Annotated in this window: 21 protein-coding genes and 2 pseudogenes; 2 read left to right on the forward strand and 21 right to left on the reverse strand. The window is 33.3% G+C overall.

Annotated elements, in window-relative coordinates:
* Positions 1–2: 2 nt before the first annotated feature.
* From B3N22_RS13395 to B3N22_RS13455, 14 genes are all read right to left on the reverse strand, one after another.
* Positions 3–779, reverse strand: coding sequence for an ABC transporter permease (locus tag B3N22_RS13395; protein ID WP_286907877.1), 777 nt, complete (start codon positions 777–779; stop codon positions 3–5).
* On the reverse strand, positions 772–1,698 hold the full coding sequence (locus B3N22_RS13400) for an ABC transporter ATP-binding protein (RefSeq protein WP_286907880.1): 927 nt from the start codon (positions 1,696–1,698) through the stop codon (positions 772–774). The genes B3N22_RS13395 and B3N22_RS13400 overlap by 8 nt, the downstream gene beginning before the upstream one ends.
* On the reverse strand, positions 1,699–1,890 hold the full coding sequence (locus B3N22_RS23715; protein WP_414632232.1) for a PLDc N-terminal domain-containing protein: 192 nt from the start codon (positions 1,888–1,890) through the stop codon (positions 1,699–1,701).
* A 29-nt stretch (positions 1,891–1,919) separates the two neighbouring features.
* Entirely contained in the window at positions 1,920–2,396 is a 477-nt protein-coding gene (locus tag B3N22_RS13405) for a GNAT family N-acetyltransferase (protein WP_286907882.1), read from the reverse strand.
* 15 nt (positions 2,397–2,411) lie between these two features.
* On the reverse strand, positions 2,412–4,451 hold the full coding sequence (locus B3N22_RS13410; protein ID WP_286907884.1) for a B12-binding domain-containing radical SAM protein: 2,040 nt from the start codon (positions 4,449–4,451) through the stop codon (positions 2,412–2,414).
* A gap of 65 nt (positions 4,452–4,516) precedes the next feature.
* Positions 4,517–5,389: a class I SAM-dependent methyltransferase gene (locus tag B3N22_RS13415; RefSeq protein ID WP_286907886.1), complete on the reverse strand. Its 873-nt coding sequence runs from the start codon at positions 5,387–5,389 to the stop codon at positions 4,517–4,519.
* Positions 5,390–5,413: 24 nt separating this feature from the next.
* On the reverse strand, positions 5,414–6,808 hold the full coding sequence (locus B3N22_RS13420) for a B12-binding domain-containing radical SAM protein (protein WP_286907888.1): 1,395 nt from the start codon (positions 6,806–6,808) through the stop codon (positions 5,414–5,416).
* A 14-nt stretch (positions 6,809–6,822) separates the two neighbouring features.
* Positions 6,823–8,193: a B12-binding domain-containing radical SAM protein gene (locus tag B3N22_RS13425; protein WP_286907890.1), complete on the reverse strand. Its 1,371-nt coding sequence runs from the start codon at positions 8,191–8,193 to the stop codon at positions 6,823–6,825.
* Positions 8,194–8,229: 36 nt separating this feature from the next.
* Complete coding sequence (locus tag B3N22_RS13430; protein WP_286907892.1) at positions 8,230–9,159, reverse strand: radical SAM/SPASM domain-containing protein; 930 nt, start codon at positions 9,157–9,159, stop codon at positions 8,230–8,232.
* 2 nt (positions 9,160–9,161) lie between these two features.
* Positions 9,162–9,461, reverse strand: coding sequence for a PqqD family protein (locus tag B3N22_RS13435; RefSeq protein ID WP_286907894.1), 300 nt, complete (start codon positions 9,459–9,461; stop codon positions 9,162–9,164).
* Positions 9,454–9,750: a PqqD family protein gene (locus B3N22_RS13440; protein WP_286907896.1), complete on the reverse strand. Its 297-nt coding sequence runs from the start codon at positions 9,748–9,750 to the stop codon at positions 9,454–9,456. The genes B3N22_RS13435 and B3N22_RS13440 overlap by 8 nt, the downstream gene beginning before the upstream one ends.
* Positions 9,743–10,801, reverse strand: coding sequence for a radical SAM/SPASM domain-containing protein (locus tag B3N22_RS13445; protein ID WP_286907898.1), 1,059 nt, complete (start codon positions 10,799–10,801; stop codon positions 9,743–9,745). The genes B3N22_RS13440 and B3N22_RS13445 overlap by 8 nt, the downstream gene beginning before the upstream one ends.
* 10 nt (positions 10,802–10,811) lie before the next feature.
* Positions 10,812–11,897 (reverse strand): radical SAM protein, encoded by a 1,086-nt coding sequence (locus B3N22_RS13450; RefSeq protein ID WP_286907900.1) that lies wholly within the window; start codon positions 11,895–11,897, stop codon positions 10,812–10,814.
* The gene (locus tag B3N22_RS13455) at positions 11,881–13,401 is read right to left on the reverse strand and encodes a PqqD family peptide modification chaperone (protein ID WP_286907902.1); all 1,521 of its coding nucleotides are present in this window, start codon (positions 13,399–13,401) and stop codon (positions 11,881–11,883) included. Before B3N22_RS13455 ends, B3N22_RS13450 begins: the two co-directional genes overlap by 17 nt.
* A 2,365-nt stretch (positions 13,402–15,766) precedes the next feature.
* On the opposite strand from B3N22_RS13455, the gene B3N22_RS13460 reads away from it, so the two are divergent.
* Entirely contained in the window at positions 15,767–16,222 is a 456-nt protein-coding gene (locus B3N22_RS13460) for a recombinase family protein (RefSeq protein WP_286907904.1), read from the forward strand.
* Positions 16,223–16,357: 135 nt separating this feature from the next.
* Positions 16,358–16,804, forward strand: a complete 447-nt coding sequence (locus B3N22_RS13465; protein WP_286907905.1) for a DUF4158 domain-containing protein — start codon at positions 16,358–16,360, stop codon at positions 16,802–16,804.
* A gap of 410 nt (positions 16,805–17,214) precedes the next feature.
* Here the strand turns inward: B3N22_RS13465 and B3N22_RS13470 are convergent.
* From B3N22_RS13470 to B3N22_RS13500, 7 genes and pseudogenes are all read right to left on the reverse strand, one after another.
* A pseudogene (locus tag B3N22_RS13470) lies at positions 17,215–18,335 on the reverse strand (IS3 family transposase).
* 78 nt (positions 18,336–18,413) lie between these two features.
* A pseudogene (locus tag B3N22_RS13475) lies at positions 18,414–18,959 on the reverse strand (MerR family transcriptional regulator); the annotation flags it as partial.
* A gap of 70 nt (positions 18,960–19,029) precedes the next feature.
* Positions 19,030–19,452: a VOC family protein gene (locus B3N22_RS13480; protein ID WP_286907908.1), complete on the reverse strand. Its 423-nt coding sequence runs from the start codon at positions 19,450–19,452 to the stop codon at positions 19,030–19,032.
* Between the two features lie 34 nt (positions 19,453–19,486).
* Positions 19,487–20,035 (reverse strand): GNAT family N-acetyltransferase, encoded by a 549-nt coding sequence (locus tag B3N22_RS13485; protein ID WP_286907910.1) that lies wholly within the window; start codon positions 20,033–20,035, stop codon positions 19,487–19,489.
* A 101-nt stretch (positions 20,036–20,136) separates the two neighbouring features.
* A complete protein-coding gene (locus tag B3N22_RS13490; protein ID WP_286907912.1) occupies positions 20,137–20,442 on the reverse strand; it encodes an AzlD domain-containing protein in 306 nt (101 codons plus the stop codon).
* On the reverse strand, positions 20,439–21,152 hold the full coding sequence (locus B3N22_RS13495) for an AzlC family ABC transporter permease (protein ID WP_286907914.1): 714 nt from the start codon (positions 21,150–21,152) through the stop codon (positions 20,439–20,441). Before B3N22_RS13495 ends, B3N22_RS13490 begins: the two co-directional genes overlap by 4 nt.
* Before the next feature lie 83 nt (positions 21,153–21,235).
* Positions 21,236–21,649, reverse strand: a 414-nt coding sequence (locus B3N22_RS13500) for an Rpn family recombination-promoting nuclease/putative transposase (RefSeq protein ID WP_286907916.1), incomplete at its 5' end; no start/stop codon positions are given.

Below are 21,649 nucleotides of genomic sequence, written 5' to 3' on the forward strand. Positions count from 1 at the left end.
CGTTATACACTCTCTTGTTTATTAAATATGATGCAACTTATCATACTAATCAACAATATCCCTATTACATTTTCTATACTTAACCAAACTAATGAGCTCCGCGATGATACACCACCTATATAGTGAATAATGGCTGTTTTAATACTTCCAGGTAAATAATCTCCCACATATGGAACATAACTTCCTAAGTCTGTAACAAAAAATACAACAATTGATAACATTGCTGCTATTGACATATTTTTACTTATCGTGCTAAATAGTATCGTTATACTAATAATTAAGAAACAGTATAATAAATAGGACAGCATGGATACCACAAAAGGTTGCAATGCAAAATCTTCAAATAGTGTCGTCGTATAGAGCCCAAAAATACCACCCATTATAATATATACTCCTAAAAATGTAATAAATATGGCAATATATTTACAAGCGATAAAAGATACTCTTGTAACATTTTTTGTTAATATTAAAGTGGCTGTTCCTTGTTTCCTCTCTTCTACCACCGTTCCGCAAAACGCCAATATGTACACAAACATGCCAATGGTACTTATATTTTTAAATAACTGTGCATATGCATCGCTCACAACTGGTTCTGGAAATACAATCGCTACTTCTTGTCCTGAGGTGGACGCAAGTAGCGATAATAAATCGGACATATATTTTGCCAAGAATGGGCTGATTCCTGCTATGAGTATGGACACCGTGGCAATAATCAATATTTTCTTGCTTTTCCATAACTCACATATTTCTTTTTTTATCAAATACCTCTTATTACTCATTTTCTGTGACCACCTCCATAAAAATGTCATCTAAACTTTTTTCGGTTACGCTAAAATTTTGAAAGTAAATACCTTCTTCTACGGACAGCTTCATGATCCTTTGTTGTGTCTCTTTTATATCCTTAGTATCAATCACAAAACGTCTTTCATCCAATAGATCAACTTTATTCACCCATTCATATTCTTTGACTAAGTTCACTAGTTTCGTTACATCTCCCTTAGCAATTTCACAACACAGCTGTTCCACGGAGTATTTTTTCTTTACATTTCGAATGGTGTCACACTCTTCGATTTTCCCATGATTTAAAATAGCGATTCGATCGCAGATCGTTTCCACATCGGATAGAATATGAGAGGAAAAGAATACCGTTACATTTTTAGACAGGTTGCGTATGATATCCATGATATCTTTTCGCCCAATCGGATCTAGAGCAGATACTGGCTCGTCTAAAAAAATGATCTTAGGATTGTGAATCAACGCTTGTGCAATTCCAACCCTTTGCTTCATCCCTCTAGAATAACTGGAGAGCTTTTTGTCATTGTTTTCTAACCCAACTTCTTTTAACAGCATATTAATACGGCTTTGTAACACGGAATCTTCCATTCCAAAAAGTTTTCCACACAGATAGAGAAACTCTTTTGCTGTCATCCAATGATAATATCCTGGAACATCTGGTAAATACCCAAAGTCAAATCGTGTTTTTAACTTCTTAAAATCAACCTCTTCTCCAAAATATCGTATGCTTCCACTGGTCTTTTGTCTTAACCCAGTTAACATGTTTAATGTCGTCGTTTTCCCAGCTCCATTGGGCCCTATAAATCCAAATACAGAGCCCTCTGGTACATAAAACGAAATATGATCCACAACATAATTTCCTTCATATTCTTTGGAAAGTTCCTTTACCTCTATTGCGTTCATTTATTCGTCATGACCTCCCCCTAATAAATATGCCAGTGGTCCCACCAATGAAAACAAGCAGATAACTATTGCCCAAATCCATTTCTTTTCAAAACGAACTTTCTTTCTTTTATACAGGTGAAATAAACAATATGCCTGTAATGCGAGCTGAATAACCACCAACGGTATCAATAATGTAATGTGCTGTAACATAATACTATCCTCCTATACTTTTTTATATTCTAAAGACTTTTTCCATAGTAAACTACGTCTGCCCCTTTTTCTCTTCCGTGTTCAATGTATCCTTCTTGTCTATATTTACGACTAATGAATAAAATTTGCGTCCTTATGTCTTCACTCATGACTGTCGTATTTATTTTATAAGAACCCATTTCCTTTGCATCTTGTTCAAAAGCATCTAAGAGCTGACTACCAACTTTTTGATTTCTATACTCAGGTAATACATGCATCAGTGCGATTGACCAACTGTCATTTTTCGGATTACTTAATTTGTTGGATATTCCTGAGATAATCCCTACTATATTATCCTCTTCTTTGTAAAAATGAATGATTTCAATATTTTGAGCGATTCTCATCTTTACTGCATTGGCATCACCATAGATACGCTGAAGCTGTCCTTTTAACTCTGAATCCTCCATTTTATTTATTACAAAATCCACAATCTCTTGTACTTCTCTTTCGGTTGCTTTTCGAATCATAATTGTAATCTCCTTTCATCTATCTATTCCATACTGAATAATCTTTTGTTGCAATAAGGAATTTACCACTACGGATAATTCACTTGATATCATTTCAAGCTCATCACTTTCATCCGTAAATTCCTGTGATGTTAGTAGCAATAACTCTTCTTTTTGAACTCCTGGTTTTTTGCCTATATGCTCTAGCAGCAGATAAAATGCATCATTTATATCAAAAACATCTACTTTTTCATTTACTTTCACAAATAGATACATCTCACTTTGACGGAGTTGCTCAAACTCACAAAACTCTTTCTTCTCAATCTTTTTTACTGCTTCATATATCTCGTAATCGGTGCTACAGATATTAACATTGTCACACAATACAAGTCCATTCTTATCTGTTAAACTGGTATTTTTTCGTTCGAATATCGTCATTGCCTTATAAAATGCGATCAAATCTGGAAGATACGTTTTTGCTTTTTCTTTATTTGCTAGAACGTATTCCTGAAATGCAGAGATCATGAATTCCCCTTGCATAAGCAGCTTATCTTTGTGTTTTAAATAGTCTTTTGCAAATCCACTTTCATCATAGAAAGCATCCATAAATATTATAAAATCTTCAACGGTCTCAAATGCTCTTACAATTTCTTTTACATATACTCGAAATGTACACTTAAATAACGTATCTAATATAATTCGATTATAGAGCTCATCTTGTACCTCTTTTGCAATGGAATGTATTTTATGGATCATAATATTTCCATCATTCGTGGATGAACAGAGTTTCAAATGATCTTCTAAAGAATTCACAATCAAGGATGTATCATATTCTTCTGGCTTCTGATAAACAGGAGAACCTGGATCCGTAGACAGTTTCATATAGAACGCTTCTATATATGCTGGATACATTGTATTTATCTTCCAAAAGTCTCTTCTCGTTAACTTGACGTCTTCGACACGCTCAAACATCAATGGATACGTATAATAGACTAATGTGGATACTTTCTTTTCATATAGATAACCTAACGTCTTATAGAAATCCTCATTCTGAAACGTAAATCCTCGCACTCTTCCTCTCAATTCATCGCATGCCGTCTCTGGTGATATTTCAAATAATAGTTTATCGGACGTTGCTACAAATTCATCTATCTGTTCAAACGTAGGCAATGCCCAAAATCCAAACATCAATCCGATATCCAGTTTCTTCTCTCGTATTCTTTTTAGCCAACTATGATATCTTGCATTATATGGCTTTGGGTCATAGCACACATAAAAATTGTTATAACCTAACTTCTGAGCATCTTCAATGGTTTCTATGATTTGTTCATCCTCAACAAACATACATGTTTTTCTATGATTGATAAGTTCTTGAGCAGTTTTTCCGCCTCCACAATATAAGCAATCTACATGACAGCCTTTTCCTGTTAATAAGAAAAAGGTTGGTTCTTTTAAAAATTGCTCTACTGGGAAGTTGCAGAATCCACCGTAAGGTAAATCAAAAATCCCTTTGTGTTTTGCCCATTCATAGTTCCTAAGGTATTTATCCATGGATGCCATTTGAATGTTGCGTATGCTTTGTGCCGTCGCAACATAATCCACTGGATTGGCACAAACTTCATACTCTAGCTTGTATACTAGATTGGTGACTTCTTTTAAATTCTGTTTTTTCCCGATCCATTGTTTTACTAATTGTTCAAATGGTACTTCTCCATCTCCTACAATGATAGCATCTACTGCTTCATACGTTTTTACAATTTCTTTTGCAAACAAACTTGCTGTATATCCGCCAAATACAATGAAGACATGCGGATAAGATTCCTTAATCCGCTTGGCCAAATCTAAACATTCTTGCAACATAGGAAACCAATGGGCCGAGAAACCTACTATTTCGACATCGGATGTAATATAATTCTCAATACAAAAGTTACCTGTGATTTGCTGTTCCACCCCGGTATGAATTACCTCACATTCTGCCCCTGCATGACTTATCACATCTGCTAATCCCCAAAGTCCCATCGTAACTACAGGTGTAATGTTATTATATCTTGCACAATGTACTAATAATGTTTTCATCATCTACCTCACGATACCGTATTTTCTCATAGAATTATTCTGCTTTATGAGCGTCGGCAAGTTTTCTATCTTTTTTGTACTTTAAATCCTATCATAGAACTTACGCAAAAAAAAGACATTCCACTAAGTCCTTTTTCATCTCGTACAATATTCGTCGCAACCTCTAATTCTAGATCCAGAATTTCCATTGCTTCCTCTTTTGTAAAATTCATAAGTAAGTCATTCTGCTCGAGATTACGCTTTACCATTGGATAGCTCTTAATAAAGTTGATAGATTGTTCCATCCACGTTTCTTTTTGAATATCATCGATATCACTACTTTGTAAATAGGTATGAAACACTTGGATTCCAACATCTTGATATCCAAAGTCCTCTAATATCTTTGGAATTTGAATCGTTATCTTTCGATCAATTCCTTTTTTTTTCGGAAGGTCAATCAACATTATTTTATAGAGCTTTTGTAGCATCTCAATGTTTTCTTGTTTTAGGAAAGAGAAATACGTATTTAAAAAATCGATTTGATAGATTGGCTCAAAAAAGAATACATAACCTCTTGGTTTTGTGATCCTTAATGCCTCTTTCATAATTTCCTCTGGCCTTTGACAATCTACTAACGCAAGATGTGTATAGACACAATCGAATGTGTCATCTGCATAGGTTGTTGCAGTTGCATCTCCTGCTTCGTACTGGACGTTTTTCTTCGTACACAGCACTTTTGCGTCTTGAATCAATCTCCAATTTATATCAAGACCCGTGACTTCTGATTCCGAAAAATATTCGGCAACATAGTTAGAAAAAAAACCATTTCCACATCCTAATTCTATTATTTTTGAAGGCTTTGGAATGCAACTCATATACTTACAACACTCTTTCATAACTCTTTCATTCCAACCAACAGAACGTGTCACTTCTAGAAAATCCATACTTGTTAAATTCATTTTTCTCAATCCTTTATCTGTGTTTTAACGTTGAGTTAGGTTAATTCCATTATTGTAATATAGATTAATGATGGAATCTATCTTCTCACGATCTTTCATAGTCAATTTGGGATGATAACTGAAAAATCTTTTTCTCTCTGCTTCTGTTTCAACATTTGGCATATACCAGTAATTCTGATCAAACAGACTTTCGTCTACATGGATGTTATACTGTTCTCTTTGCTGCCATAGTAAAGATGGAATTATACACCACCATGCAATGCTACATTTTACACCATATTCTTCTGTTAGATATGCTGCAAACTGTATAGTCTTGATACATTCCTTTACTCCTTCCCATGGTAGTCCGATAATAAAGGAACATTGTATCTTTCCAAGTATGTCAGGACGATTTTTGTAATTTGCAAACAGTTGATCTATGATTTTAACGGTATATCCTTTTTTACTTAGTTTTAAGCCTTCGTCATAACCATTTTCAATTCCAACGGAAAATTGCATCATATGCTCCATTGGATAGTCATCCATAATGCTTGTATCTTTCAAATCACTCAATCGACCTTCTAGGTTGACATAAAAATCCCCACTCAGAGATTTAATATGTTTAAAGATTCCCTTTACACGCTCTTTATCTACGGTAAAGCAATCATCTCCAAACACAACCGCTGGTATTGCCATCTTTTTATACGCAACATCTAATGTATAATCAAATTTCTCAATCACCTTTTCCAAAGAAAGTGGACGCCAACTTTTATGAAATGGTACCCCACAAAAGGAACAGTCAAATAAACAGCCTCTGGAAGATTCAAATGGAAGTAGACGATAAAAATTATTTGGCATTTCCTTATAATCCACATGGATTACTTGATTAAATTCTTCGGTTGTCAGCATCGGTGCATCTGCATTACGTATAATTTGTCCATTGGAACTACGATATGTAATCCCTAAAACAGATTCTAAGGCATCTTTTTTCCCACTTCGCAATGCTTTCACTACACGCGTAATTGTCTTTTCGCCTTCTCCTCGAATCGCAATATCTGCTGATGTACTTCGTATTACATAATCGTCTAAATAGGTTGGATGCACTCCACCCAACACTATCTTTATCTCTGGTCTTCTTTCCTTTATAAATTCAATAAACTTCTTTGTATTGGCCCAATTGAATGAATTTGAGGATAATCCTACGATATCCACGTCATCAAAACATTCCATTGATATTATTTCAGTCCCTCCAATTACCTCTTTATCAACAAAAAATAGGGGATCTAAAACACACGTCTCAATGTCTATGCTTCTTAATATAGAGCTTAATAAATAAATTGCCGCTGGCGGCTGAGCATTGGACCATCTTTGCTTATGAGAATCGCATTGTTGTGGCAAAAAAGCCAAAAGAACCTTCATTTCATCATTCCCTTCACTCATAATCGAAAATCCTCTTATTTTACTTGTAATTCAATCCCTATACTTGCATAAAGCAGAAACAATTCATCTATTATCATTTTATCTCGCATTGATATGTTCGGATGTGTCTCAAAAAAGATTCGTTGTTCTAAGTTACTTTTTGTCTCCATCTTATACCATTCTGGTTCGTCAAATAGTGATTCATCACATTTAATACCATATCGCTTACGAGTCTCCCATAGTTCTGAAGGAATAATACTCCACCAATTTACGCTACATGCAACTCCATATTCTTGCACCAAATGTGCTGCAAACTTTATTGTTTTCATAATTTCCTCTCTCGTCTCCCATGGAAAACCAATGATAAAGGAACAATATAGTTTTTCTACAAGCGCATTGTATTTGATATGCTCAAATATATTGTCTATACGTTTTGTTGTATACCCTTTTCGTACCGTTTTCAATCCTTCATCATATCCACTTTCAATACCAACTAAAAATCTTCCTATTTTTTTATAAGGGATTTCGTCCAGATATTCATACTGATACAAATCATCCAAACGCCCTTCGATCATCAGCTGATAATTTCCATCTGTTTTCTGTATATGTTCGAAAATGCCTCGCATTCGCTCCTTATTACATGTAAAGCAGTCGTCACAAAAAACGATACTTCCTGTTCTTGTCTTCTTTTCAGCTATCCGTTTGATATGATCAAATTTTTGACAAGCTCTCTCTACGGATAGTTCTCGAAAACTTTTATGATAATTCACTCCACAAAAAATACAGTTGAAAAGACAGCCTCTAGAGGTTTCTAATGGAATCGATGAGTAGAAGTTATGTGGCATCTCCTCATATTCTGGAAATGGTATATGATTGTATTCTTCTACCGTCAACAATTTTGACTGTGGATTTCTTATTACTTCCCCCATTTCATTTCGATAAGTGACTCCTGTGATATCTTTTACTCCATTTATTCCATTCTTTCGTAACCCTTTAATAACACTTGGAAGAACCCTCTCTCCTTCTCCACGTATTACAACATCAGCACCTGATACAGTTAACGTATATTGATCAAATTTCGTAGGATGAATTCCACCAAGTACAATTTTTATATTGTCATTCCATTTCTTTATATTTCTTATGAATTCTAATGTAGTTCCCCAATTAAATGAATTAGACGAAAGGGATACAATATCTACATCTTTTAATAAGTCACTAAAATCTATATTTTCTTTTCCAATATAGTTTTTGGCTAAAATATAATAAGGATCTACGATATTGGTTTCAATATTGTGTACTCGTAATATATTTCCTAATAAAAAAATAGCTGATGATGTTTGCGAAACCATTCCCTTATACTCAATACTATTAAAAACGGGCGGAACAAATGTAATTAAAACTCTCATCTAATAACCTCATCTCTTTTTCTCTGCATTCTTTTGTCAGTCGAATATCCTTTCTATCGGTATGAGCTCATCCTTTCTTACGTATTCGTTGCCTTCTTCATTTAAATTACGAAACGTCATAAAGTAATCCCGCGTTTCTGCTTTATAATAGAAGTTCTTCATCTTTAAATTCCAAATATCCAGCAAGGATTCTTTGAGAAGATTTCCTGCGGTAATTCTCAACCACTGATTCACTAAAACTTCACCGTCAGCTTGAATGTATACGGTGAAGTAAAACTGTTTATTTCGAATCACATTTTTCAAATCGTTGCTATCGTCCACATAATAGATTTGAAAATCATCTTTGTAATCGGAAATCAATTCAGCCATCTCAATGATAAATTCATTATAATCGTTTTGCGTTACGATGAGCTCTCTCATATCCTGTCTGCCTGTATCGATAAAAGGCATCACACCGATACTTTTAATATTCTTATAATGGCTCAGTTTGCTCATGATCTCTTCGACCTGTTTTAATATATGGTTAGTAAATAGAATTCGAACCTCAATTTTAACCTCTTTTAACAGTGCAATACTCTTCATTACATGTTCAAAAGAGTCTTCTCCTATCATGGCATTCTTGCTATCTGTCATGGTCAATACGATGGAATCACAGCATGTTAACTTTTCTGCCATTTCTTCATTCATCAAATCTCCATTAGTAAACAAGGTGACCGAAATATCTTCTGCTTTGATCTTTTGAATGATATCAATCAATTTATCGCCCAAAACCAACGGCTCTCCACCAGTTAGGATAACCTCCATTGGATTACATTCTATGATTTGCTCCACGACATGATCGATTTTCGCCTCCGTACACTGTGTCTTACACACCTCCGAGGAATGATTGTAACAAAACTCACAACTTCTCGTACACTTTTGTGTGATTTCCCAAATGATTTGTGCTGGTGAATTTAATGTAAACATTTCTAATTCCTTTCTGAACTTAACATTATGATAATTCCTATTTTCTCTAAAAAGCTTACAAAATTTTCAACGTCATTCTTAATTACTTCAATACTTGGTGCATCAAACATACTTTCAATCTGTTGTACAATATCGTCAATCGAATTTTCTCCATCGCACAATTTAAACATTTCAGAAGCAACTGGATTTAAAATACTAATCGTCGCCGTATATGGATTATGATATGCAATATACTCATTCAAATTTCCCTCAAATCTCCATCTTAACTGAACTCTCTTAGGATATATTGTACTGTTATTCATTATTCATCATCTCCATTCTAACTGCACCTGTCTTTTCCATATAATCTAAGAAATCTCGAACATCCTTCGCAACAATCTCACGATCTGGTGCCCTAAATTCTTCTAGTATATAATCAATTATCTCTGCCACTGTTTTCGTTCCATCTGATAAAGAGAACACCAAAGCTCCAGCTGGATTCATAATACTAATTGCACCTGAATTTCGGTTCAAATAGGTAATATACTCTCCTGTTTCTCCATCCCAACGCCATCTTATATTCTCTCTAACAGGGTGCATCTCATCATTCATTCTCTTCCCCTCCAATATAGATTTTGTTTGGCATTCTATCATAGATACATTCATCTTCACAGATAACATGGGTTCCAATTAACTCTCTAATCTTTAGATTCTTCCAGCCTTTTTTCATTCGGTTCCAGCAATCTCGAAAAGATTCTTCTTTCAAGTTCCCAAATACAGCGGAAAAGTATGGTGAAATACAAACATCACCTTCTGCAGTAATACGAGCTAATGTTGCAATTTCTGTTTCCATTCCTACATTAATATGTACGGTCGGATCCGCATAATCAATATATCCATCACCCTTATACTTTTCAATCACCTCAAAAATGTGCTGATACTGTTCCTCTGTTGCGCAGACACTTTCTTCTTGTCCTTTTACCTTTCCAGAAACAGCTAATTTTTGAAGACGAATTGAGGAAACACCTAACTGTTTACATAAATAATACACATTCTCTAAATCATCGGCATTATACTTTGTAATGGCAAATGAAATGCTTACATCCATTCTTAATCCTACAAAGAGCTTAATTGTATTCACAGCATCATCGAAGGACCCTTTTCGATTTCTCAACTTATCATGGATTTCTGCACAGGATCCATCTAAGCTTACTTGTACGACAGACAAATACGTTGCTAACATTTTCGCACGTTCTTCATTGATATTTGCACCACTAAGAACAGTTCCTACTTGTATACCGCCCATAGCCAAATAGCGCACCAATTCAAAGTAATATTTATTCATCGTTGGTTCTCCACCAGTAATACAGATATTAAACACTTTCATCTTAAGTATCTCATCTGCAATTTCAAAAATCCTCTTAGAGCATAATTCATCAACTCGTCTTGGTGATTCATTATAGCAATAGATACAATTTTGTGGACATTTGGCTGTAAGTTCCCATAATACAAATAATGGTGCATTCAATGCGTTTGGCATAATTCCTGCTTCTTGTGCTTGCTTAATCTGATACAAAACCTGATCGTTGTCTTTGAAAATATCTGCATTGGTCTTTATGTTATTTCCAAATATTTTAACCGCCTTTACTTCTTCTTTTATCATTTTTTCACCTTCATTCTTCACTTCTTTTAATATATTCCACTTTTAATGTGATGCCATGGATCTGATGTGTATCACTTACTGCTTCGATATCCTTTACGTTATTTACTTTTCCTTGTAAGCTCACAAAAAATGGATGATTCCACACTTGCTTAAAGCCTTCATCCCACATTTTTTGATAACTCCCAAAGTCTTTATAGTTATCAAAAACAATATCTAAGTATCCACTTGGTCTTAATCTTCCATCGGGCTCAATAATTCCACCCCAATTAATCCCTGTTTTTAACCCTAATGTGATATGCTTGGATTGATCTACAAAATCGATGTGTAGAAAATCTTCGCGTATTCCACTTAATAATTCCTGATATACTTCCTGATATAGTTTTCGAATCTTTTTCTCTGCTTCTTCGATTTCCTGCACGTCTAGTGCAATATCCTGTACTCGTTTTCCTTTTCCAATGGCAATCATTGGTTGAAATTTGACTCCTAGAACACCAAGTTTCCTTGCTTCTTCAATATACTCGTTTATATCCTCTAGGTTATTTTTCGTTAGAACACATTCCAGTGAGATAGGAACCTGCTCTCCTCCTACTTTTCGAATGATATTGACTGCATGAATCGCTGCCTCACTTGCACCTTTTTTTCCACGGGCAATATCATTTTTCTCGCTGTGAAACGAATCCATGGAGATGTTGAATCCCACTTTGTAAGAACGCACTAATTTTTCCGCCAACTCTTCAGTCATGTTAAATCCAGAGGTACATATAATTACATTTACTCCTCCTTGATAAAGAATATCCACAATTTCTGGTAATTGATCGCATAAAAGTGGTTCTCCTCCACTTAAAGTAATATTAAACACTTTCATTGCTACAATCTCTTTGGCTAGGGCAATTCGTTCTTCCTTACTTAATTCATGTTCCATTTTTTCATGAAAGCCACCAAAACAATACTGACAGTTTGATTTACATTCCGCGGTAAGTTCCCACACAAGATTAATTGGTGCAATAAAATATTCAGGAAATTGTCTATAATCTTCTTCCGAAAAGTGTTGGTAGATATAGTCTGTATTAAATCCTACATTATTTGTAACATTCATTCTTATTTCCTTTCATCTTTTCTATGTGACTCACAATTACCTTTTTACAAAAATCCGTTGGTCCTTGATTTACCTTTCCGTATTTCATATGAGATCGAACGGCACATCCTCCACCGCAGTTTTTATATTCACAGCTTACACATGGCTCAACTTTAATATCTCGTATCTCTTTAAAGATATCCCCTTCTTGCCATATTGTTTTAAAATTCGTTTCTAAGCAGTTTCCTGGATGAATTGGCAATGTGACTCCTGCTGTTGGACATACCATTACGTCACCTTTTGGTCCAATGGAACAATGTAATTTTCCTGCACCACAAATTGGATAAAAACGTCCTGGATTAAATACATCTACCCACTGACTTTCCTCAACCTGATAAATATCCAATGGTGCTGCAAAGAAGAATTCATTATTATATGTTTCTTCTACCCATTGTGAGATTTCCTTATAAACCTCTTTCATTGCAATTCGTTCATCTATAGATAAGCTAATCTCATCCCAATTTTCTCTTGCTCTTCCGCCTGGCTCTAACGGTACAACACAAAGTTCTCTTACTCCTATGTCATATGCAACTTCTACGACTTTCTTAATATAATTTGCATTCATTTTAGTTTCTGTTAAATTGCATCGAACGCCAATTCCATTTCGTAAACAAGCTTTTATTCCTTCTATTGTTGCATCAAATGCGCCATCTACACCTCTAAACGCATCATACGTTTCTGGATTATAGCCATCTAAATTACTTTCTATTTTATAACACTTGGTAGCTTTTAATTTCTGTGCTATTTCACCTGTAATTAATGTTGTGTTCGACAATAGGCAAAATCCCATATCCTTCTTTCCTATGTAGTCCATGATATCAAAAATATCTTTACGCATCAGCGCTTCTCCGCCTGATACAAATACATCGAATACACCTGATTCACTTATATCATCAATAATTTGAAACCACTGTTCTTTACTCAATTCACCTTCTAAATATCCTTCTGGTGTCTGTTCACAATATTCTGCACTTGCAAAGCAATGCACGCACTTTAAATTACAGTTGTGTGTAAATTCAATCAGTACTTTAATCGGTGCCGATAACTCATTCGGTGCCACCCCTAAAATACCTTTTCCATTCAATACCTTTTGAATTCTTTCATCTTGTGAATCTGTTGTCTCTACTAAATTTTCTTCACATTCTTTTGTCGCACTGTTTCTTATCTTCGTAAGTTCTTCTTCTGATATTCCTGGTATGGTAACTTGTCCTGCATATATTAATGCATTGATATATGATGCAACGTCCTGTTCTATCATATGAATCGGAGCATCAAACAGCTCTGCGATTTCTTCTGTAATAGTAGCAACTGTTTTTTCCCCATTACATCTACTAATAATCTCGTATGCAACTTCATTTACTACATCTATATAAACTAAGTCTCTAAAATAATATAACCCCCCCCATTTTTCCTTTCGAATTTTACCTTTTACCTTTGGTGTTATATGAATCATATCTTTACGCATAATCCAATGATCCTCATATGAGGCGTTGGATTATTATCCTTTCTCAAATTTTCTCTTAGACTATTTGAATACCCCATTTCAATTGTTCAGCATTGTTCCGTTAACATAATTTCAATGCTACCCTCTTGTCTACCTAGAATAACAAACAGAAGGGTAGCATTCTTACTTATTACCAGATCCAAACTGGTCCTATACCAATTACAACAACAGCTGCAGCAATTAATCCATATTCTGTGTCTTTACCTGTAAGTCTTACCGATGCAGGCGATTGATATTCTCTCTTCATATTAATTCCCCCCCTTCATGATAGGTATTGTCAAAAGTTTTAATATGCTTTTGCTCAATAACCCTTGATTTTTCTTCTTTCTTATATAAATATCTTGCTTCCTCCTCAAAAAGTATGTATTTTTAGTTTGCGAAAAGAAAAACATCTTCCAGAAGGGAGACAATCTATTAACATGGTTAACTATCTTCTTATTCAATATATTAATCAGCTACATTTACTTATAATACCCTATATATTCTTCTTACCGGAAAGGTTTTGTTTACACCTAAAAAGATGAACCAGTGAAAAAAGAGTATAGAAAACTTCAAGTAGATGAGCTACCGTTCTTTAAGAGAACTCTCGTAGTACTCGTGGCTTTAAAAGTGACAATGATTCTCTAACCTATGTTTCTGTATTTACTACTTACTTTAATTTCTTGAAACCCAATCAGAATCTTAACAATAAAGTTCCAGTTCCACTACCTGAGTTAGAAAAACTCTCTACTATGCCAGCTCGGTGGTGTAAGCTAATTCAAACAGCTGAAAATTTTTGTGTAAACCAAGCTACTGCTTAAGATATTTTTTAAACTTTCACTTGTTGTAGCTTTTTTTGTCATGCCTAAAAATCTTATCTTTCCACCCCGATTGTGCATTTTTTTGAGGTGCTTTATCCAACTTAATACAAATTTTATCTATAATTAAAATTTACATAGCTTTTTCATAAACTTTTGATACTACTTCATAATATGATAGTACCAAATTCACCGCATATGACACTTGCCCTAGATTTTTGATATATTCTTTATTAAATAGTGCAGGTTTTAGATGTAACTCATCTTCATAAATATGTTTAATAATAGCTTGTCTAGTAATGAAACATCTAACAATATTAGGGTTAGTTTGAATGATATATTTCCATTTAAATTAGTCCTTTCTGCACTATTAATATGGTCAATCATTAAAGCACTATATCCTTAAGACCTATTATTAAAAGATTTCCTTCAGTATCTAGTTCCAAAGCTTCTGTTTTTTTTAATTCTTAGCCATTACCTGTTAGAATAACAGGTAAACTACGTTTAAATACTTCATGCCCTAACAGCTCATATAACTTTTCCATGATGTCTCTAACAGCCAGCTGACTACAGCTATCTATAATAAAAGCTAGCATTAACGAACATTTTCAAAACATAAAAGTGAGACGACCTTTGCCACTTCGTGTGCCACAACTACTATTACACAAGTTTGTTTTAAGGCAACTTTTTCGGTTCTAGTAGGATTGTACATTATCTTCTCTTCGTTTACTTGATTTAAGAACTCTATTCCGCTTAATCTCTTTAGAGATAGTCATCGGGTCCTTCTTAACTCTTTCAGCAACTTCTTTTAATGTGTAGTTTTAATCTAGCCCATATTCAATTATAAGGCGATCTTCTATTTTAAGGTGTTTTCCTTTGAGTAAATCTTTATTTGACATAATTAATCCTCCTAATATGTTAAGGACAAATATCGTTATTAATTATATCAAACTCCTTGCATAACTAATTTCCGTTTAACTTAGAAAGCGGATGTTACTTTTTCAATTTACGTAAATATCATTTTAATTATATTTGTCTCTACTTTCACTTCCTATTAAGTAATATTTTACAAATTAACACTTATTATGTCAATACATTTCCTAACTTTTAGTGTGTAATTTTTCATTTCTTGAAATAATAAATAATAATTCTAAAAAATTACTTTAATGTTTTTACAACTTTTCTTTCACTTAATTATATTCTCTTGTCCACTCTTATAGCTCGAGTTTCAAATCCGAGTCTTTTAGCTCCCTTCTTCTAACCCCTTTAGTGTAGGCCCCTTAATATCTGTTCCTAAAATACCTCTAAGCTTAGCTACTGTTAGTTCTTATAGTACATACTTATAGTTGCAAGGCAGATTGCTACGCAGTCTGTATGTTATATCATGTTGATTAACCAAATATTTTTTATAACTCATTACTTCCACTCCCCACCAAATTATGTATTTTCCTCAATACCATGTTAACTTTTAGTCGCTTGCTGAATCCTGCAAGCGACTAATAAAAATCTGACAAAGAAGATATTACTCAATGTTCAAAATAGGTTATATCCGAGTATCTACAATAGAGCAAAATACAGACAGGCAGGAACTAGCATTATCTGAGTTAGGAATCAAAAAACTTTTCATTGAAAAAGTCTCAGTCAAAATATTGAGAGATTACAATTTAAAAAAAATGATAGAATATATTAGAGAAGACGATGTATTGTGTATAGAAAGTATATCACGTCTTGCTCGTAGTACACGAGACTTGCTTTCTATAGTTCATCAACTTCAAGATAAAAAGGTAGATCTCAGTTCTTTAAAGGAGAGTATAGATACCGCCCCCCCACAAGGACGATTTGTTTTAACTATATTTGGTGCGCTATCTAAACTAGAAAGAGAAAGTACTCTTCAGCGGCAACATGCGGGAATTGCAGCTGCACATCTAAAGAGAAAAAATTTAGCAGCCCAAAAGTGGAAAACCCAAAAGATTGGGATAATGTAATAAAGAATTGGAAGAATGGAGAAATTACTGCAGTTGAGGCAATGAGTAAACTAAATATGAATAGAGGAACCTTCTACCGAAGAGCGAAAAAGCTATAAATTTTATAATTTTTTTTTACAAAGGATTCTGTTATTTATGCCTGAAGTGCATGAAACGGTATATCCAAGATTTAAAAGCAATATTTCTGAAAAAGAATTAAATTACATATATACCCCAACACAAGAGGAAATAAAATTTTCTCAGAAAGTTATCCATGGTGAGAATGCAAAAATTTGTTTTCTAATTATGCTTAAAAGCTTTCTAAGACTTAGATATTTCGTATCTCCAGTAAATGTCCCACAAACGATAATACAACATATCTCTAAGATAACTAATATTGTTATTCCTTCATGGGATATTGAAAATTACAATAAATCAGGAACAAGATTAATGCATGTTCAAGTTATTAGTGAATATTTAAATATTAAACCTTATGGCTTAGATGCACTGCATGTTTTTGTAAAAGCAATTGGCACCTCGGCAAGAATGAAGGCTGAACCCTGTGATCTTATAAATGTTTGCATTGAAGAATTAATACGGTAGCATTATGAATTCTCAGCTTTTAGTACATTAGTAAGGGCATCAAACAGAATAAGAGTATCTGTATATAGGTCTTTTTATCACCAAATTCATAATATAATAAGCAAAGAGTCTAGGAATAAAATTGATAAACTTTTATAATCTGAACAAGATAATATTTATACTTCGTGATATAATTTTGCGTATAAAAAAGATGGAAGTATTGAAAAACGTTTTGCAACAATCCAATCCGTAATTGAGGAAAAAATGATGCGGTTCTCAGTTATTTCGAATCACATACAGCTAATATTGGCAATAATTATTATTCGTTTCTTTGGAAATATTACAAGAGCCATAGGGTAACTTTGGTCTTATGTCAATATCTTGGACACAAAAAGTCAAACTTTTTATGCTGCACTTCTAGCTAATAATTCTCATTGATGTGGTGTGATGTAATTTAGTGATGATTGCAGCCTTTTTCTGTTATACCATCCTTCAATATATTTAAAAATAGCCATATTAGCTTCTTCGAAGGTGCGGTATGTATTTCTATATATTTCTTCCTTTTTTATTGATGAATGGAAAGATTCTATGCAAGCATTATCATATGGACAACCTTTTTTACTGAATGATTGTATAATATTAAACTCTTTACATAGTTCCTTTAAATCATTACTAGTATATTGAGATCCTAAGTCGCTATGAAATATTAGTTGCTTATTTTCATTATGAGATTGGCTATAATATGCATTTTTTAAGGCTTTAACAACTAAATCATTAGTCATTCTCTTACCGAAAGCGTAGCCAATTATTTTTTTAGAATGTAAGTCAAGAACTGAAGCTAAATAGCACCAACCATCTTTGATAGTATGAATATATGTAATATCTCCTACCCATTTTTCATTGATAGAAGTAGTAGTAAAATCTCTCCTTAAAACGTTTTCTAACCCTTCTGCTACTTTTTTACTCGAGTGAGGCTTGTATTTTTTTACAGTTACTGCACAAATACCAAGTTCATTCATTCGTCTTTGAACTCTCTTTAATGATATTTTAAAGCCTTCTATACCAAGTATATGATGAATCCTAGGAACTCCATATATCCCTCTATTATCTTTATATATCCTTTTAATAGCAGTGTTTAATGCCTCATTCTCTATTTTTCTTGATGATTTAGATTTATCAAAAGATTTATAATCCGTACTTCTGGCTACGCCTAGAACGGTACACATAGTCTTAATATCATGGTTACTTTTATTGCTATCTATAAATTCTATTACTTCATCTAATTTTTTGTTGCAAATATGGCCATAGCTTTTTTTAATATTTCATTCTCCTCTTTAATTCTTGCCATTTCTTTTTTTAAAGCCTAAACTTCCTTTAATGTCATAACGTCATTATCATCTACATGTATTTTTTTAACATCTTTAATCCATCCGTTAATTGTTGATTTTGCAATGCCATATTCGCTACTTAGCTCTGCTAAGATCATTCCTGATTTATATAAGTCCACTATCATATCTTTATATTCTTGATCGTATCTTTTGCCCTTTCCCATATTGGACACATCCTTTCTTAACTAAATATCATTTTACTTAGTTCGTCTTAGTGTGTCCACTACTTTATACTAATACCAATAATTGGCACAGCGCAAAGAACGTATTATCTTTAACAATTTAAGATCTTCATCTCTATACACTCTATATCCATTTTCTTTTCGTTTTACATTAAGCAAACCATTCATTTCCCAATTTCTTAATGCATCTATTGAAACATTAAGATAATCAGCAGCCTCTTTTCTAGTAAAACATTTTGTACCTATTTCTTGAACTTTATTTGATAATAATTTCTGTGTAATTTCTATTGCTTCTTCAGCATTTTTCTGTTCATTTTTAATTTTCTCAAGATAGTCTTTAGTTAAATAAAATGCCTCATTAAACTTACCAAGTGCAGAAGTCTTTATAATAGAAATAGCTTGCTTTCTAAGACCATTTTGCACAATTTCGATCTCTAGAGCAGTTCTTGCAAGTTTAATCTGCTCAACATGAAAATCTGTAAAAACACGATACCCATTTGCTTTCCTCTCTGCCTTAGGAATAAGTCCAAATTTTTCATAAAGCCTTACTGTATTTGGATGAATTCCAATAGCATGTGCAACCTCAGATGTTTTATAAGTATTCATTTTATCACCACCATTCTATAATTATAATATAACTATAATAAAGTCTGGTGATATAGTGGATACTTTTTTATCATTTAACTCTTTTAAACATAGAATGATTTTCATTAAACTCAACCAAATCCCACAAATTACCGTATAGATCCTTAAACACCGCAACTATTCCGTAATCCTGCTCTTTAGGTTCTCTAACAAACTCTATTCCTTCTTTTTTCATTTCATTATAGTCACGCCAAAAATCATCAGTTCCTAAAAACAGAAAAACTCTTCCTCCTGCTTGATCTCCTATAAAAGGCTCTTGTTCAGCTTTAGATGCTCTTGCGAGTAATATTGTTGTTCCATTAGAACCTGGTGGAGATACTACCACCCATCTTTTGTCTTGCTCTTCTTGATAGGTATCTTCTATCAATGCAAAATTAAGTTTTTTAGTGTAAAATTCTATTGCCTCATCATAATCTTTTACCACTAAAGCTATATGCACAATTGACTGTATCATACTATCTTCTCCTCACTCTTTTATACCTTAACTTCTATATCATTTTCCCCATTATGATTTCATCATGATATGTTCCATCTTTAAGTTTAAAAGCATTTTTTACATTACCCCACACTTCAAAACCAAACTTTTTATATAATGCAATCGCCTTCTCATTATCAGAAAACACTCCAAGTTCAATCTGCTCATACCCAATTTCCTTTGCTTGATTGATTACTTCTTTAATAAGCTCATTTCCAATCCCATTATTCCAATACTTTTTCTTTATAGAAATTCCAAACACAGCTCTATGTTTTTGTTTAATATAATTACCTACACAGTTGATTCCAGCACTACCTGCAACTTGATTATCAATAAATGCCGCAATCATCATGTTTGTTTTACTATTTAGATTATCTTTAAGAAATTCTATTTCCTTATCAATTGTAATATCAACTTCTTCAGCATATCTAACCATAAAATGTGTTTCATCTGATGAAATCTTTAGATATTCAATCATCTCTTTTGCATCATTTTCATTAGGACTTCTTAAAATACAAGTTGTACCATCTTTTAGTTTTATTTCTTTTTCTCTAAATTCCATTAAAACTCCCCCTTAAATTACTATTAATATTTGATATCGAACATGAAACTAAATACTCAGTTCATCAAGGCATGAAAAGGCCCATCAAGTTATCAAAAAAATCATCTCAAACTTATAACAACTAAAGAAGTAACTATTCCAACTGCAACTGATAATATCAAACTTCCTTTTACCCATGAACATATGGCTGATGCAGCTAGTCCAACAAATGTTGGTACTAAAAGTTCTCCTTTTGACTCCATAACCCCTCTAACTATAAGTGCACTTAATGCAGTATAGGGTATGTATTTTAAAAATCTCTCAACCATTGGATTAATAGGTTTATCAGATAAAACAACTAATGGAACTAATCTAGGTATATAAGTTACTAACATCATTCCAAGTATAAGAACTAAATAACTTTTCATTTTGCTTCCTCCTCTGGCTCTTTTATTAAAACAACACCAATAAGAGTAGCAACGATTATAGTAAATACAAGACTCCATTCACTTGGAATTATCTTAAAATAAGATATTAAAAAATATATTCCCCCGGAAATAAGTGATATAAATAAAACTCCACTAGATTTTTTAATCTCTGGCATAAGTATTGCAATAAACATTGCATAAAGACCAATCCCCAAACTACTTTGAAGCGATTCTGGAAGTATAGTTCCGACTAAGTACCCAGCTATTGTTCCACATATCCATGATACATAGGACATTCCTTGCATTCCTAATAAAAATGGAACATTAAGTTCTCCCTCTTTAAGTGATGAAATAGAAAAAGTCTCATCTGTTACCCCAAAAGCAATAAAATAAAGCCACTTTCTTTTCACATTCTTAAGCCTTAAAGCTAAAGATGCACTCATCATTCCATGTCTCAAATTAAGTAAAAATGTTGATAGTATTATACTACCTGTCCCAATACTAGCTTTAATCAAGTCTAAAGCCATAAACTGACTTGCACCTGCATAAACAAACACCGAAAACAGAAAACTATCTAAAAGTGATATGTCTGTTGACTTAGATAACAATCCAAAAGCCATTGCCACTGGAAAATATCCAACTACCACAGGTATTGAAGTTATAACTCCATCTTTAAAACTACTTTTAACTTCATATGTTCTTTCCACCATTTGCCCCTCCTTGTTGAAAATAACACTTCTATTATAGCATAAAAATAAGACCACCAAATGGCAGTCTTATAATACTATTTACTTTAACTTAGTTCATTTTTAATAGCTTTGACTTCTTCAATAGTTAACCCCGTACCTTTAGCAACAATATCTAAATCCAATCCCATCAGCAAGAAATTTCTAGCATTTTTTACTGTCGCTTCTTTTATACCTTCTTTTATACCCTCTTCTCTAGCCGACTTTAACCTTGTCATCTGATCGTGAAGTTCTGCTTCTCTTGCTTCATAAGCAGCTCTTTTTATATCATCTTTACTTATAACTTCAAGTATACTATAAGCTTTTTTTATTTTATCATTTTTCTTTGCTAACATCTCAAATCCCTCCTTGTTTTTAGTCTCCAAAAACATCATCCACTGTATTATATCCTCATCTTCATTCTTTTTAATATTAGATTCAAACAATTTTGGAAGCTCTAGATAGTGAATCTCTAAAATATC

The organism is Clostridium sp. UBA1652, from assembly GCF_002320975.1.
GTDB classification, from domain to species: domain Bacteria; phylum Bacillota; class Clostridia; order Clostridiales; family Clostridiaceae; genus Clostridium_T; species Clostridium_T intestinale.